The organism is Nocardia sp. NPDC127526 (genome assembly GCF_042672265.1).
Classification (GTDB): domain Bacteria; phylum Actinomycetota; class Actinomycetes; order Mycobacteriales; family Mycobacteriaceae; genus Nocardia.
On record NZ_JBHXVO010000037.1, the window covers coordinates 36984 to 49593 of the forward strand.

The following is a 12610-nucleotide window of genomic DNA, read 5'->3' on the forward strand; positions in this document are numbered from 1 at the left end:
GTCGAAGTGAAGTGAGGTACCCGTCTTTGTTGCTGGCGAACACCAGCGCCTCCGATTCGAGGCCGTCCAGCAGCCCCACAAGCTCCTTCGCCAGAATGGCAGGCACCGGGACCGCCCGAATCGTTCGATTCTTCGTATCGGTCTCCACATACCCCTTGCCCGTGACATGCGTCGCCGAGCGGGACACGATGATCCGCCGGGTATCGAGATTCACCGCAGAGGCCCGGAGCGCGATGGCCTACCCGAAACGAATCCCGGTGTATGCCAGGGTGAGCACCAGCGGGCGGAATCGGCCGGCAGCCGTGGCCAGCTTCATCACCTCAAGGTGTGCGTCAGGTACTTCCGCTCCGCGCCGATGACGGACGGCAGTTCGACTTCTTCAGCGGGATTCAGCGCGAGCCGCTTGGATTTGATCGCGAACTTCAGCACCTGGCCGAGTACCTGATACGCCTGAGTCACCCGCGACGCCGACAGGCCCTTACCTTCGAATCGGTACCCGCCGGATTCAGACAGATTCACCACCCATTGCTGGATGTCCTCGAATTCGATATCCCGCAGCGGTACCGAGCCCCAGCGCGGCAGCACCAGGCTATCCAGCAGGGAGCGGTATCCGGCCACCGTCTTCGGCTTCCGCAGCTTCTTCGTGTCGAACCACTTCTCCGCGACCACGCAGAGGAGCACGCCACTGTGATCCGGATCCACCCAGGATCCGGTGACCACCTTGGTCGTCACGTCGCCATCGAGGAACTTCTGAGCCGCAATCTTGGCCCGTTCGACGCCGTTCGGATCGACGTAGCGGGCCCGCCACCGGTTGCTCTTCCCGAACTTCTTGGACTTCGCTCGCGTGCGCTTCTTCTGGCCGGTCGCCGGATCCTTCTCCCAGACCATCTTGTACCAGCGGTCCTCCACCCCAGATCTCGGGCCGCGCCGTGCCGTCCCCATCAGGCCGCCTCCCCGCTCGTGGTCAGACGTTCCTGCTCAGCGATCCAGGCCAGCACCACCGATCTCCGCCACACCCTCCGGCGGCCCATCTTGAAGCTCACCGGGCCGCGCCCAACGTGGGCCCACCAGCGCCAGGTGTTCTCCGGGATCCCGGTCAGCTCTTCGAGTTGCTTAGCTCTCAGGTATTCCTCGTTCGCCATCTCCCGATTCCTTCCTATGCCGCTTCTGCCGTCGCTGAATGCTGTTGTGCCCCTGGTGGTCCCGCCGCCATCAGGGCCTGGAGGTACTGAGCGCGTCTTCGCTGCACCTGGGTGAGTAGCGTCATGATCAGATGAGCCTGGGGCGGGCGCATCTAGTCACCCGGCTCGGCCACGGTCACCGTCACCTGGTCCGGATCCCAGCCGTCGGCCTCGTCCGGGGTCATGCCCGCGCCTTCGAGGAACTGCTTAACGAAATCGCGACGCTCGACCGCATGATCCTTGAGCGTCTTGCCGGTCCACAGCTTCAAGAGCGGCGCGCTTGCGCGCGCCGCAATGGCGTCTGAATCGCCTTTACGCCAACGAGTTCTGCGAGGAGAAGGGCAGACAGAGAGACCAGACAACGGAATGGAAGCCTCCCCGGCTCACTCATCCCCGTCCGAGTCCCAGCCACGATCAGGTGAGGGTGCCAGCTGATCTCGCCGAACCGAATCGAGTGCCCCCACATTTCCGAGGTGGGATCACCTTTCGGTCGGTTGTCCCCTCTTCCTCATGACCCGATTGTCTCGCTCCAGGAGGAGTAGGTAGGCGCGGATAGGCGACGGGTTACGACCCAACCGAGTTGGACAGCTTGCACTGCCAGCATTCGTACTGCGTCTCCGAAATCTCAATGTTTTGGCGAGCATTGCAGCGCCTACAGATAACTGCCCGCATGCCTTCCGAGGCAGACTCACCGGGTGCGACCAGCACGGCGACGAGCATGCCCAGCGGACCCAACAAAAACCCAATGATGAAGAAGGCGAGAGTGCTGCGGTGCTTCCTGCCCGCGATGAACAACGAAGCGAATCCACACGCGAAGGCCACGGCAAGTCCAACAGTGAGCCCGACACCGAATGCTTGACTGTCTAGAAAGTCGCTGTAGGCCAACACGGAACCCCCTCCTAACCCAGGATCGTAGAGACGACGGATCCACCCCTGCAAGAGAGGTCCGCAACCGGTCCGCAGGAGCAGCACACACCACCCTTCGCCGCAAATGTCGCCAATGGTCGAAACCGCTAGTCAGACGATGGCACCCTCGGTCACCAACGACAGCCGATCCCGGCAAACGCCGAGAGACACCAGCTCAAAAACCGTTGTCCGAAAGGACGTGTGGGTTCGAGTCCCACACTCGGCACTCTTCGAAACCCCCCGAGAATTCTCTCGAGGGGTTTCGCATTTTCCGGAAAGGCTTTGAGCGACAGGGGTGGTCGGATCAGTAGCCGAGGCGGGAGCGGAGGGTGGTGAGGGTGTGTGAGGCTTCGACTGCGCGGTCGGGGTCCACGGCTATGACGGCTTGGACGATTATGTCGCTCACCAGAAGAGAGGTGAGGGCTTCGGCGGTGAGGCCGGTGGGGGTGTGGGCGGCCGTTAGGTGGACGGTTACTCGGTTGGTGAGGGGGTCGGCCGGGTCGTCGCTGAGGAGGACGACCTTGGCGTCTACGTCTCGGGCGCGGGTGAGGATGAGGTCGAGTTCGGGGGTCATGCGGCCGGGGGCGAAGAGGACGATGAGGTCGGCGGGGGCCACCGAGAGGAGGTCGTCGGGGAGGCGGAAGCCGTCGGCGGTGATGCGGCGGGCGGGGTGGCCTATGCGGGTGAGGCGGAGGGACAGGTGGTCGGCGGAGATGGCGGAGGCGCCTAAGCCGTAGGTGTGGATGCGGCGGGTGCGGAGGATGAGGTCGACGACGGCTGAGACGGACTCGGGGCGGAGGTTGGTGCGGGCCAGTTCGATGCGGTCGAGGGCCTCGGTCCAGACGGTGGAGCTGATGGCGTCGTAGTTGCTGCCGAGGTGGTCTATGCGTTGGCGGAGGCGGACTTCGGGGGCGGTGGCGGCGGTGAAGGGGCCTGCCACTTGTTGTTTGAGGTCGGAGAGGCCGGTGTAGCCGAGTTTTTGGAGGGTGCGGACGACGGTGGCGTTGCTGGTGGCGCTTTCGGCGCCGAGTTCGGCGGCGCTGGCGTAGAGGATGCGCTCGGCGGTGGAGTGGGCGAGCAGGTCGGACACTGAGCGTTCCGCCTTCGACAAGGCGTCCCAGGCGTTGCGGACGCGGGCTCGCAGGTCGGTCAGACCGGAATTTTCCGTAACGTCTGTTACCAAACCACCGTGATCTGTATCATCCATTCCACAGATTGTACTTCCACTCACAGCGACTCGCCTGCGCGCCACTGCCGCGACCGGGCGGATGTCGGATTACCGAGGGATTGAAACCGGTCATGAATCAGCTATCCATTCGCACCGTCGAGGTCTCCGGCTCACCACATGAGCGCGGGTATCAGTACGGGGCGGCTACCGCCGACCTCATCGAGCAGGCAATCGCCTACTACGAGGAGGCATTTCGCGAGCAGACCGGCCTGAAGTGGGGCGAGGTCAGGGAACTGGCGGCCGGGTGGGTGCCGCTGTGCGAGCGGGTGGCGCCGGAGGTCATGGCCGAACTGCGCGGCGTCGCTGCGGGGGCGGGCCGGGATGAGCTGGATCTGATGGCGCTCAATGCGCGCGGGGAGATCATCTATGACCGCAGCCTCGGGGCCCGAATACCGGAGATCGATGAGGACGACGAGCGGGACAACGCCGATGGCTGCACCTCGTTCTCGCTCACCGATGGCGCGGCCGGTGACGGTCACGTCTATGCGGGGCAGAACTGGGATTGGCGAACGGCGGTGCAGGACACCGTGATTGCGCTGCGCGTCGTGCAGGATCCGCTGCCCACGCTGATCATGCAGGTGGAGGCGGGACAGATCGGCCGCCACGGTGCGAACTCGGCGGGGATCGCGCTCAATGCCAATGGGCTGGGCGGGCGCTTCGATGCCGCGATCGGCGTGCCGCAGACCTTCATCCGGCGCCTGGCGCTGAATCAGAGCGAGTTGCCGGACGCGTTGAACATGCTGGCCCGCACGCCGGCGCACATTGCCGGCAATGTGCTGCTCACCGATCGTTCCGGATTCTCCATCGACCTCGAGATCACCCCGCACGGCATCGGCTGGCTGTACCCCGAGGACGGACTTCTGGTGCACGGCAACCACTATCAGGGCACCGTCCCGCCGCAACTGGCCGGCAGCTATCGCCCGATCTCGGTGGATTCGCTCATCCGGGTGCCGCAGGCGCGGCGCACGCTGGGGCGGGTCCGGTATGCCACCAACGGCCCGGCCGTGCGCGACCGGATCCGGGCCGCCATGTCCGATCATCTCGGCTATCCCGAATCCCTGTGCACCCATCCGGACGAGCGCCGCCCCGCCGTCCGGCACTGGTCGACGCTGCTGTCGAGCTGCGTGGATCTGACCGCGGGCGAGTACTACCTGACCAATGGCACGCCGTGCACGCACGAATACGAGAAGTTGCCGTGGAACGTCTTCGACGGCCCCGGTTCCCGCTTCGCGGATATGACCGCCGCCGCGGCCGGATGAGGTATCCCCATGAACGACCGCTTTTCCCTCCGCGCGGTGCTGGGCGCCGCCGCCGTGGCCCTCGCGGTGTGCGGCTGCTCCGCCCCGCCGCTGGGCGCCGGTGAGATCGCCTTCGGCACGCTGACCGCTCCCCCGTCCGGCCCGCTCGATTCGGTGACCTGGATGCTGCCCGGCGAGCCCACCACCTTCGACACCGATATCGACAGCGGCGCACAGGAGAACACCGTGCTGGCCAATGTCTGCGAGCGCCTCATGGAGGTGCAGCCGGATCTCACCACCGCGCCCCGCTTGGCCGCGCGGGCCGACTGGGTCGATGACACCCATCTCGTGTTCACCCTGCGCCGCGAGGCCCGCTTCCACGACGGCTCGCCGATCACCGCCGACGATGTGCTGTGGAGCATGCGCCGGCACGCCCGCGACGAGGCCGACGAATCCGATGAGTACACCAATGTGGCGGGCATCGAGAAGACCGGCGACGCGCAGATCACCGTCACCATGAAACAGCCGGATGCGACGTTCCTGCAGGCCATGGCGGGCAATGGCGGCGTGGTCTGGAATCCCAGAGTGGTGCAGGAACAAGGCGATTCGTTCGGAACGCCGTCGAGCCCGGATGCCTGCTCCGGACCGTACCGCCTGGCCGACTGGAAGCCCGGCACCAGCGTCACCCTTGTCAAGGCCGAGAACTATTGGGATGCAAACCGGGTCGCGAAGGTCGAACGCATCGTGTTCACCTGGGCCGACCAATCGGCGGTGGTGAACTCGCTGATGAGCGGTGACGCGGACGGCGCCTTTCTGGGCGAACCGGCCGCCGCGGTGGCCCTGCGCCGCGCCGACAATGTCACTCTCGCACAGGGACCCGCGACCAATGCCTGGTCCCTGCTCACCACCGGCCGCGGCCCGGCACGCGACGAACGCGTCCGCCAAGCGCTTTCCCTGTCCCTCAATCGCGCGGGAATCACCAAGGCCGCCTTCGGCGGACTCGCGCAACCCTGGAAAACCCCTCTCGGCTCGGGAGCCTGGGGTTATCAGCGCGAGGTCTTCCAGGCCGCCTACGACACACTCACCGGCGCCCCGGCGGAACCCTCCGAGGCCGATCTCGCCGCCGCCCGCGCGCTGATCGCGGACATCCGGGATACCCTGCCGCCCTTGGTGATCGCCGGCGACGGCACCTCCACCCGCAATGTGATCGCCAGCGCCCTCGTCGACGCCGCCGAGCAGATCGGCCTGCGCGCCGAGATCCACATCGTGCCGCCGCAGCAGTACGGCGACTTCTACACCGACAAGACGCTGCGCGAACAGGCCGACTTCTGGATCGACGAGTACTACATCTCCAAGAACGACCCCATCGGCTTCTACAAGAACGGCGCCTCCACCGCCCGGGTCAACTTCATCGGCTTCAGCGATCCCGCCTACGACGCGAAAGTCAAACTCGCGCAACGGACCGTCGACGACAAGGCGCGCGCCGCCCTCGTCAACGACCTGCAGGCGCGCTGGGTGCAGGCCGCCCTGTGGATCCCGGTGGTGCAGAGCCCGGCCACGCTCGCCATGTCCGACGCCGTCACCGGCGCGCCCTCGTCGGCGGCCTACCTGTACTACCCCTGGGCGGTCGCCCTGGGCAGCACCGAGAAGAGGTAACGAATGTTACGAGCACTGCGCCGCTGCGGCGGCATGGTCCTCACCCTCGTGGTGAGTTCGTTCCTCATCTTCGCCGCCATGTACGCCGCACCCGGCGATCCGGCCACCTTCCTGATCGGCAATCCGGAAGAGGCCACCCCCGAGCGCATTGCCGCCATCGAGGCGCAGTACCACCTGAACGAGCCACTGCTGAGCCAGTATTGGCATTGGGCGAGCAATGTGTTCACCGGCGATCTGGGCACCTCGGCGCAGTATCGCCAGCCGGTGGCCGACCTCATGGCGAGCCGCCTGCCCAATACGCTCTCGCTGGTCGGTTATGCCGCACTGCTTTTCACCGGTTTCGGCATTCTGCTCGGCGTGCTGGCGGCGGTGCGCCGGCGCCGGACCGCGGATTCGGTCATCGTCGCGACCACGACCCTCGCGGCCTCGGTGCCCTCGTTCGTGATCGGCATTCTCCTCGTTTCACAGTTCGCGGTCCGGCTGGGCTGGTTCCCGGTCGCGGGTGCGGGCGAGGGCTTCTTCGACCGCGTCCACCACCTGACCCTGCCCGCCGTAGCGCTCTCACTCGGTGCGGTGGCCATCGTCTCGCGGGTCACCCGGCAGTCCATGGTCGAGCAGTTCGATGCCGAACACGTCGAATTCGCACGCGGTTTCGGGCTCGCCGAGCGCAAGGTGATCATCCGCCATGTGCTGCGCAATGCCTGGGGACCGATCGTCACCATGATCTCGCTCATCATGGCCAGCATGCTCGCCGGAACCGTCGCCGTCGAAAGCGTCTTCGGTATCAGCGGTGTCGGCGCGCTGCTCGTCGACGCCATCAATGCGCACGACTTCGCCGTCGTCCAGGCCGTGCTGCTGTACATGGTGGTGGCCTACATGATCGTCACGCTGCTCGTCGATCTGCTGCTGCCGCTGTTCGATCCACGCATCAACACCAAGGTGAAGACGTCATGAGCACCACTCTCGCACCCGCCCTGCCGGTCGCCCCCGCGGCGACGGCGAAACGCGTCGGCTCGATGTACACGGTGGCCGTGGGATTCCTGGCGCTCGTGGTCGTCGCCGCAGTGCTCGCGCCGTGGCTCGCGCCGCACCGTCCGGAGGCCATCGACTTCTCCGCCATCTGGGCCGGACCGAGTCCGGAGCATCTGCTCGGCACCGATCAGCTGGGCCGGGACCTGCTGTCCCGCTTGATGTTCGGCGCACGCGCCACCTTGCTCGGCCCGGTGCTGCTACTGCTGGTCGCCACCGCGCTCGGTGTCACGATCGGCACCGTCGCGGCCTGGACCGGCGGCTGGCTCGACGCCCTGCTCGCCCGGATTACCGATGTCATGTTCGCCTTCCCCGGACTGCTGTTCGTGGTCCTGGTGGTGGCCGTGTTCGGCAAAGGCCCGGCCACCGCCGTGATCGCGCTCGGCCTGGCCTATACGCCGGTGATCGCCAAATTCACGCGCAGCGTGGCGCTTTCGGAAATGGCCCGGCCCTATGTGGACGCCTATCGGGTGCAGGGCGTGGGAGCGGCCGCGCTGTGCGTGCGCTACATCGTGCCGAATATGGCGCCGGCCCTGCTCGGCTATCTCGTGGTGCTCTTCGGTGAAGGGCTCATGGGCCTGGCCACGCTCAGCTTCCTGGGTTTCGGTGCGCAGCCGCCGAGTTCCGAATGGGGCCTGATGGTGCAGGAGGGTCAGGACGCCATCATTCAGGGCCGATTCCTGCCCACCGCCGTCCCGGGGCTCGCGATCGCCGCGGTGGTCGTCGCCGTCAATATCGTCGGCGTCCGGGTCGCCGACACACTCGCCGCGCGGAGGTAGGGCAATGCTTCTCGATATTTCCGGACTCACCCTCGACTACCGATCCCGGGGCGCGAGCACCCGCATCCTCGACGGCGTGAACCTCTACGTCGAGCGCGGCGAGACCATCGGGCTGGTCGGCGAATCCGGTTCCGGCAAGTCCAGCACCGCCCGTGCCGCACTGCGCCTGCTCGACGACACCGCCGAGCTCACCGGGTCGGTGCGGATCTGCGATACCGACGTCGCGGCCGTCGACCCCCGGCGACTGCGCCGAATCCGTTCCCACGACGTGGGTTTCATCCAGCAGGATCCGCGGGCGGCGCTCAATCCGGTGCGGCGGATCGGCGATTCGCTCACCGAGCGGCTGGTCCACGTCCACGGAGTCTCCCAGCGCGAGGCGCGCGCCCTGGGGCTGGAACTGCTCACGGTCGTCGGCATCAGCCGCCCCGAACAGCGCATGCGGCAGTACCCGCACGAGTTGTCCGGCGGCATGCTGCAACGCGTGGTCATCGCCGCCTGCCTGACCACGCGACCGAAACTGCTGTTCGCCGACGAGGCCACCAGCGCCCTCGACGCGACCACCCAGGCCGAGGTGCTGGCGCTGCTGCGCACGCTGCGGGCCGAGCGCGATCTCGGCATCCTGTTCATCACCCATGATCTGCATCTGGCCGCCGCCTACTGCGACCGCGTGTACGTCATGCACCGCGGCCGCATTGTCGAAGAGCTCAGTGGCGGAGATCTTTTCGACGGCGCGCAGGATCCGTACACCCGAAGCCTGCTGAGTGCCGTGCCGACCCTGACCCGTGTGAAGGAAGCGATCCGATGACACTGGATTCCGCCGCGCCCACCCTGGTGGCCGAGAATCTGCACCGCACCTTCGCGGCCGGCCGCTCACAACCGCCGGTCACCGCCGTCGACAATGTCTCCTTCCATATCGATCCGGGCGAATCGGTGGGCCTGGTCGGCGAATCCGGTTCGGGCAAGTCGACCATCGCCCGCATTGTCGCCGGACTCGAGCGCCCCGACCGCGGCGTCCTCACCGTGCACGGCGACGACCGCCTGGCCCGGGCGCGCGGCCGGGCCGCCCGGCTGCGCCGCGCCCGCGCCGTGCAGATGGTGTTCCAGGACCCCTACGGCTCCCTGGATCGCCGCCTCACGGTCGGCCAATGCCTGCACCACGCCATGGCGCTGCACGGCCACGGCTCGCGCACCGAGATCCGCCGCCGGGTGCGCGAACTGCTCGATCAGGTCCGGTTGGAGGCCAAGCACGCGGATTTCAAGCCGCACCAGTTGAGTGGCGGCCAACGCCAGCGCGTCGCCATTGCCCGCGCCCTGGCCGTCACACCCGGCATCCTGGTCCTCGACGAGGCGGTCTCCGCGCTCGACGTCTCCGTGCAGGCCCAGATCCTGGCCCTGCTCAATGATATTCGCGCCGATTCGGCGGTCGGCCTGCTGTTCGTCAGCCATGATCTGGCGGTCGTCCAGGAGGTCACCGACCGGGCGCTCGTGCTCTATCAGGGCGCGATCGTCGAATCCGGGTATACCGCGGCGGTCCTGCACTCGCCGCAGCATCCCTACACCCGGATGCTCGTCGCCTCGGCGCCGTGCGCGGGCTGGGATCCGACCGAGGTGATCACCAAACGCCGGGAGTTCACCGAAACCTTGCAGCCCGCCGGCTGACAGTACCGAGGCGCGAGACGAATTCAGATGTGGACCAAGGGATTCCGGGCGAGGCAGAGGATGGTGTCGGCGCCCGGGCCGGGTGACGCGTCGGAATACTCCCAGACAGTGCCCGGCACGCCCTGGCAGGCGGAATCGATCCCGTAGCCTTCGGCGCGGGCGGTGACGCGGTAGAGGGCGGTGATGGCGCGGCAGTCGACCACGGCGATGCCGTCGGCGGCGGTGCGGACGCAGTTGCCGATGCCGGGTGGCGGCGGGGCATCGGTGACGCCGCCGAACAGGCAAGCGGCGGCGGCCACGGCGGCAGCCATGGTGATCGTGCCGGTGACGCGGTGATGGTGAATCATCGGTGTGTCGCAATCAGGTTCGGGTGAATACACTGCGGTGATGCTCGATGCGCTGCTGTCGTTCGCCGTGGTCGCCGGTTTGCTGACGATCGTCCCGGGCCTGGACACCGCCCTGGTGTTGCGGGCGGCCGTGAGCCGGGGGCGCGGGTACGCGTTCGCGACCGCGACCGGAATCGGCTGCGGCACCCTGGTGTGGGGTGTTGCCGCCGCGGCCGGAGTCTCGGCGCTGCTGACGACCTCGCAGGCGGCCTATACCGCGCTGCGGATCGCGGGCGCGATCTACCTGGTGTGGATGGGTATCGGCATGGTTCGCGAGGCCCTGCGGCGGACCGACGCCGCGGTCGTGTCCGCGGAGGATGCGGGGCACCGCCTGCTGGGTGCGTGGGCGCGCGGGGTGGGGACCAACCTGCTCAATCCGAAGGTCGGCGTCTTCTACATGGCCATGCTGCCGCAGTTCCTGCCCGCGGAGGGCAATCACGTGCTCATGGGCATTGCCATGGCACTGGTGCACAACATCGAGGGCATGCTGTGGTTCACCGTGATCATCTGCGCCGCCGGCTGGGCCCGGACCTGGCTGAGCCGCGCTGGTGTGCGGCGCGCCCTGGACAGTCTCACCGGCACGGTGCTGGTCGGATTCGGGCTGAAACTGGCGGCCGCTTCGAACCCGTGACACGCCCATCATCGCGCCGCGGCGGGTAGCTCGCCCGCGAGCGCTCCACGCGTGGGATCACCCCCGGCGCTGATCGCCGCGGCCGCCACACCTTTGAAGAGCGCGAGCACATCGCGCACGAAAGCCGTTCTGGTGACCCGCAATCGGCGCAGCGCCGGACCGTGATCGGCGGCCACCACCACGGCCGCACCCAGCATGACGACCCACCAGCCCGCCAGCATGAGCACCCGCAGCGGCCGCGGCGTCGGCGCGAAGGCCGCCCGCAGGCGCAGGCAGTGGAAGGGGACATGACGGCGCTCGTCGTCGAGAATCAGGGCCGCCACCTGGGTGGTCAGCGAATCGGACGTGCCGTCGCGCAGCGCACGGTAGTAGCGCAGCGCCACCACCTCGGCGACCGAGAGGACCATCAGTTCCAGGCGCAAGCCCAGCGCGCGGCGCAGACGGACGAAGACCGCATCGGTCCAATGCGATGAAATCGTCTCGTGCCCCGCGGAATTCAGCAGGTTCGCCAGCAGCCGCGCATGATTGATTTCCTCCGCGACGAACAATCGGGCGGCCGCCGCGTATTCGGGATCACCGGCCCGTTCGGCCTTGCGGAGGAGATTGGCCCCGTCCCCGCTTTCCCCGACCTGGAATCGCTGCACGCTGCGCGCGACGACCGGATCGAGCCCGGCTCCCCTCCCCCATTCCGGATCGCCGGCCGCCGCGCGCGCCGCGGCCTTCGCCTCGAATTCCATCGTCCATCGCGTGAAATCACTGGTACGCCCCACGGCATTCCTCCCGTTCAGCCCCGTGATCGGGGTCGATCTCAAAGCCTAGGAAGCGGGTGTGCGGATTAGTCGGGCCGTTTGTGGAGATTCTGTGTAGTGAGGGGCCTGGAAAAGGGAGGTGACGACATGTTCGAATCACTGCGGGCAGCTGTCGCCCGAGTTTTCGGCAGCGAGGCGATGATTCCGACGTCGCTTACTACCGATACGACGTGCAATACCTTCGATTGCGTGGACGGCGGCGGCACGGTCGAAACCGATCAGGAAGGCGGCATGTGGTGCCGCGGCGGCGTGCACGGCGACAAGGAAGTGCTGTAGTCCCGCGGGATTCGCGCACGACGGCCGATCTGCTCGTGCCTCGCGAGCAGGTGCGGCCGGTCCCGGGCCGCGCGGGGTGGGGCGCTTCGAACCGGCGGGGCGCGGAAACCGTAATTCTCCCGAGAGGCTCGACACGTGGAGGTCGCCCATGCGGGTGAACAGGGTGACAGCGGACCTGTCCGACTATCCGGATCTGGTCGTGATCCTGCTCGGCATGCGGGTGCGCAAGCCCCGCGGCATGCTGCGGCTGCTCGGCGTGGGGCCCAAGCTCTACCGGTCGCATCGGGACCGCCCCGACGGCCTGCTGGCGCACGAGGACGTGGTGTGGTCGATGTTCCCGCCGCACTGGGGCGCCCGGCAGTACTGGCGGGATCTGGAGAGCCTGGAGCGCTGGACGCGGTCGGAACCGCACCGCATCTGGTGGCAGCAGTTCCTGCGGGATTCCGGCGGCACCGGGTTCTGGCACGAGGCGTATTTCGCACGCGGCGGGATCGATTCGGTGTACGACGACATGTCGCCCGCCGGGCTGGCGCGGTTCGCGCCGACCGTGCCCGCGCGCGGCCGGTTGTTCTCCACCCGCGGCCGGGTCCGCGGCGCGAAACCCGAGATTCCTTCTGTGGTCGGAGAATCCGAGTACTACAACTCTCGCGACAATCAACAGCGTGCCGCTATTGATTTACCGGCAGCAAACACTCATGCTCATATTCCAGGGGCGTTGACGACCTCCGCGCCCGCCGAATCGGTGAACGCCGGCGAACACCAGGCATCCGTAAACCTGCCACCGGATGAACTTCCCGGTGGAAAACTGTGATACGCCGTCCAAGATATTCTC

General features: G+C 67.2%; 16 protein-coding genes. 9 read left to right on the plus strand and 7 right to left on the minus strand.

Annotated features, from left to right (window positions below; translation table 11 throughout):
• Positions 1-315 precede the first annotated feature (315 nt).
• The 5 genes from ACFVIV_RS35045 to ACFVIV_RS35065 form a co-directional block, all read right to left on the minus strand.
• On the minus strand, positions 316-942 hold the full coding sequence (locus ACFVIV_RS35045; protein WP_379203939.1) for a hypothetical protein: 627 nt from the start codon (positions 940-942) through the stop codon (positions 316-318).
• Positions 942-1142, minus strand: a complete 201-nt coding sequence (locus tag ACFVIV_RS35050) for a helix-turn-helix domain-containing protein (RefSeq protein WP_379203941.1) — start codon at positions 1140-1142, stop codon at positions 942-944. Before ACFVIV_RS35050 ends, ACFVIV_RS35045 begins: the two co-directional genes overlap by 1 nt.
• 152 nt (positions 1143-1294) lie before the next feature.
• Entirely contained in the window at positions 1295-1450 is a 156-nt protein-coding gene (locus ACFVIV_RS35055) for a hypothetical protein (RefSeq protein ID WP_379203943.1), read from the minus strand.
• Between the two features lie 295 nt (positions 1451-1745).
• Positions 1746-2069: a hypothetical protein gene (locus ACFVIV_RS35060; protein WP_379203945.1), complete on the minus strand. Its 324-nt coding sequence runs from the start codon at positions 2067-2069 to the stop codon at positions 1746-1748.
• Positions 2070-2391: 322 nt separating this feature from the next.
• Complete coding sequence (locus tag ACFVIV_RS35065) at positions 2392-3294, minus strand: MurR/RpiR family transcriptional regulator (RefSeq protein WP_379203946.1); 903 nt, start codon at positions 3292-3294, stop codon at positions 2392-2394.
• A gap of 92 nt (positions 3295-3386) precedes the next feature.
• Here ACFVIV_RS35065 and ACFVIV_RS35070 point away from each other — a divergent pair, with 92 nt between their 5' ends.
• The 6 genes from ACFVIV_RS35070 to ACFVIV_RS35095 are packed head-to-tail and all read left to right on the plus strand — an operon-like array spanning position 3387 to position 9676.
• Positions 3387-4574 carry a C45 family autoproteolytic acyltransferase/hydolase gene (locus ACFVIV_RS35070; protein ID WP_379203948.1) on the plus strand — a complete coding sequence of 396 codons (1188 nt, stop codon included), beginning with the start codon at positions 3387-3389 and terminating at the stop codon, positions 4572-4574.
• Between the two features lie 9 nt (positions 4575-4583).
• On the plus strand, positions 4584-6209 hold the full coding sequence (locus tag ACFVIV_RS35075; RefSeq protein WP_379203950.1) for an ABC transporter substrate-binding protein: 1626 nt from the start codon (positions 4584-4586) through the stop codon (positions 6207-6209).
• 3 nt (positions 6210-6212) lie between these two features.
• Positions 6213-7163, plus strand: coding sequence for an ABC transporter permease (locus ACFVIV_RS35080; protein WP_379203952.1), 951 nt, complete (start codon positions 6213-6215; stop codon positions 7161-7163).
• Positions 7160-8017, plus strand: a complete 858-nt coding sequence (locus tag ACFVIV_RS35085) for an ABC transporter permease (protein WP_379203954.1) — start codon at positions 7160-7162, stop codon at positions 8015-8017. Before ACFVIV_RS35080 ends, ACFVIV_RS35085 begins: the two co-directional genes overlap by 4 nt.
• 4 nt (positions 8018-8021) lie before the next feature.
• A complete protein-coding gene (locus tag ACFVIV_RS35090; RefSeq protein ID WP_379203956.1) occupies positions 8022-8822 on the plus strand; it encodes an ABC transporter ATP-binding protein in 801 nt (266 codons plus the stop codon).
• On the plus strand, positions 8819-9676 hold the full coding sequence (locus ACFVIV_RS35095) for an ABC transporter ATP-binding protein (RefSeq protein ID WP_379203958.1): 858 nt from the start codon (positions 8819-8821) through the stop codon (positions 9674-9676). Before ACFVIV_RS35090 ends, ACFVIV_RS35095 begins: the two co-directional genes overlap by 4 nt.
• A 23-nt stretch (positions 9677-9699) precedes the next feature.
• On the opposite strand, the gene ACFVIV_RS35100 is transcribed toward ACFVIV_RS35095, so the two are convergent.
• Complete coding sequence (locus ACFVIV_RS35100) at positions 9700-10023, minus strand: hypothetical protein (protein WP_379203960.1); 324 nt, start codon at positions 10021-10023, stop codon at positions 9700-9702.
• 40 nt (positions 10024-10063) lie between these two features.
• Between ACFVIV_RS35100 and ACFVIV_RS35105 the strand changes: the two genes are divergently transcribed.
• Complete coding sequence (locus ACFVIV_RS35105; protein WP_379203962.1) at positions 10064-10693, plus strand: LysE family translocator; 630 nt, start codon at positions 10064-10066, stop codon at positions 10691-10693.
• 8 nt (positions 10694-10701) lie between these two features.
• On the opposite strand, the gene ACFVIV_RS35110 is transcribed toward ACFVIV_RS35105, so the two are convergent.
• A complete protein-coding gene (locus ACFVIV_RS35110; protein WP_379203964.1) occupies positions 10702-11463 on the minus strand; it encodes a ferritin-like domain-containing protein in 762 nt (253 codons plus the stop codon).
• A gap of 126 nt (positions 11464-11589) precedes the next feature.
• On the opposite strand from ACFVIV_RS35110, the gene ACFVIV_RS35115 reads away from it, so the two are divergent.
• Together ACFVIV_RS35115 and ACFVIV_RS35120 are read left to right on the plus strand one after the other, a co-directional pair.
• Positions 11590-11778: a hypothetical protein gene (locus ACFVIV_RS35115; RefSeq protein WP_379203966.1), complete on the plus strand. Its 189-nt coding sequence runs from the start codon at positions 11590-11592 to the stop codon at positions 11776-11778.
• A 148-nt stretch (positions 11779-11926) separates the two neighbouring features.
• Entirely contained in the window at positions 11927-12589 is a 663-nt protein-coding gene (locus ACFVIV_RS35120) for a monooxygenase family protein (RefSeq protein ID WP_379203968.1), read from the plus strand.
• The last annotated feature ends 21 nt before the right edge of the window (positions 12590-12610 follow it).

Coding starts and splice junctions, on each gene's coding strand:
- ACFVIV_RS35120 (WP_379203968.1), top strand. CDS start 11,927: ATGCGGGTGAACAGGGTGACAGCGGACCTGTCCGACTATCCGGATCTG.
- ACFVIV_RS35045 (WP_379203939.1), bottom strand. CDS start 942: ATGGGGACGGCACGGCGCGGCCCGAGATCTGGGGTGGAGGACCGCTGG.
- ACFVIV_RS35115 (WP_379203966.1), top strand. CDS start 11,590: ATGTTCGAATCACTGCGGGCAGCTGTCGCCCGAGTTTTCGGCAGCGAG.
- ACFVIV_RS35105 (WP_379203962.1), top strand. CDS start 10,064: ATGCTCGATGCGCTGCTGTCGTTCGCCGTGGTCGCCGGTTTGCTGACG.
- ACFVIV_RS35080 (WP_379203952.1), top strand. CDS start 6,213: ATGTTACGAGCACTGCGCCGCTGCGGCGGCATGGTCCTCACCCTCGTG.
- ACFVIV_RS35085 (WP_379203954.1), top strand. CDS start 7,160: ATGAGCACCACTCTCGCACCCGCCCTGCCGGTCGCCCCCGCGGCGACG.
- ACFVIV_RS35065 (WP_379203946.1), bottom strand. CDS start 3,294: ATGGATGATACAGATCACGGTGGTTTGGTAACAGACGTTACGGAAAAT.
- ACFVIV_RS35090 (WP_379203956.1), top strand. CDS start 8,022: ATGCTTCTCGATATTTCCGGACTCACCCTCGACTACCGATCCCGGGGC.
- ACFVIV_RS35070 (WP_379203948.1), top strand. CDS start 3,387: ATGAATCAGCTATCCATTCGCACCGTCGAGGTCTCCGGCTCACCACAT.
- ACFVIV_RS35050 (WP_379203941.1), bottom strand. CDS start 1,142: ATGGCGAACGAGGAATACCTGAGAGCTAAGCAACTCGAAGAGCTGACC.
- ACFVIV_RS35095 (WP_379203958.1), top strand. CDS start 8,819: ATGACACTGGATTCCGCCGCGCCCACCCTGGTGGCCGAGAATCTGCAC.
- ACFVIV_RS35075 (WP_379203950.1), top strand. CDS start 4,584: ATGAACGACCGCTTTTCCCTCCGCGCGGTGCTGGGCGCCGCCGCCGTG.
- ACFVIV_RS35100 (WP_379203960.1), bottom strand. CDS start 10,023: ATGATTCACCATCACCGCGTCACCGGCACGATCACCATGGCTGCCGCC.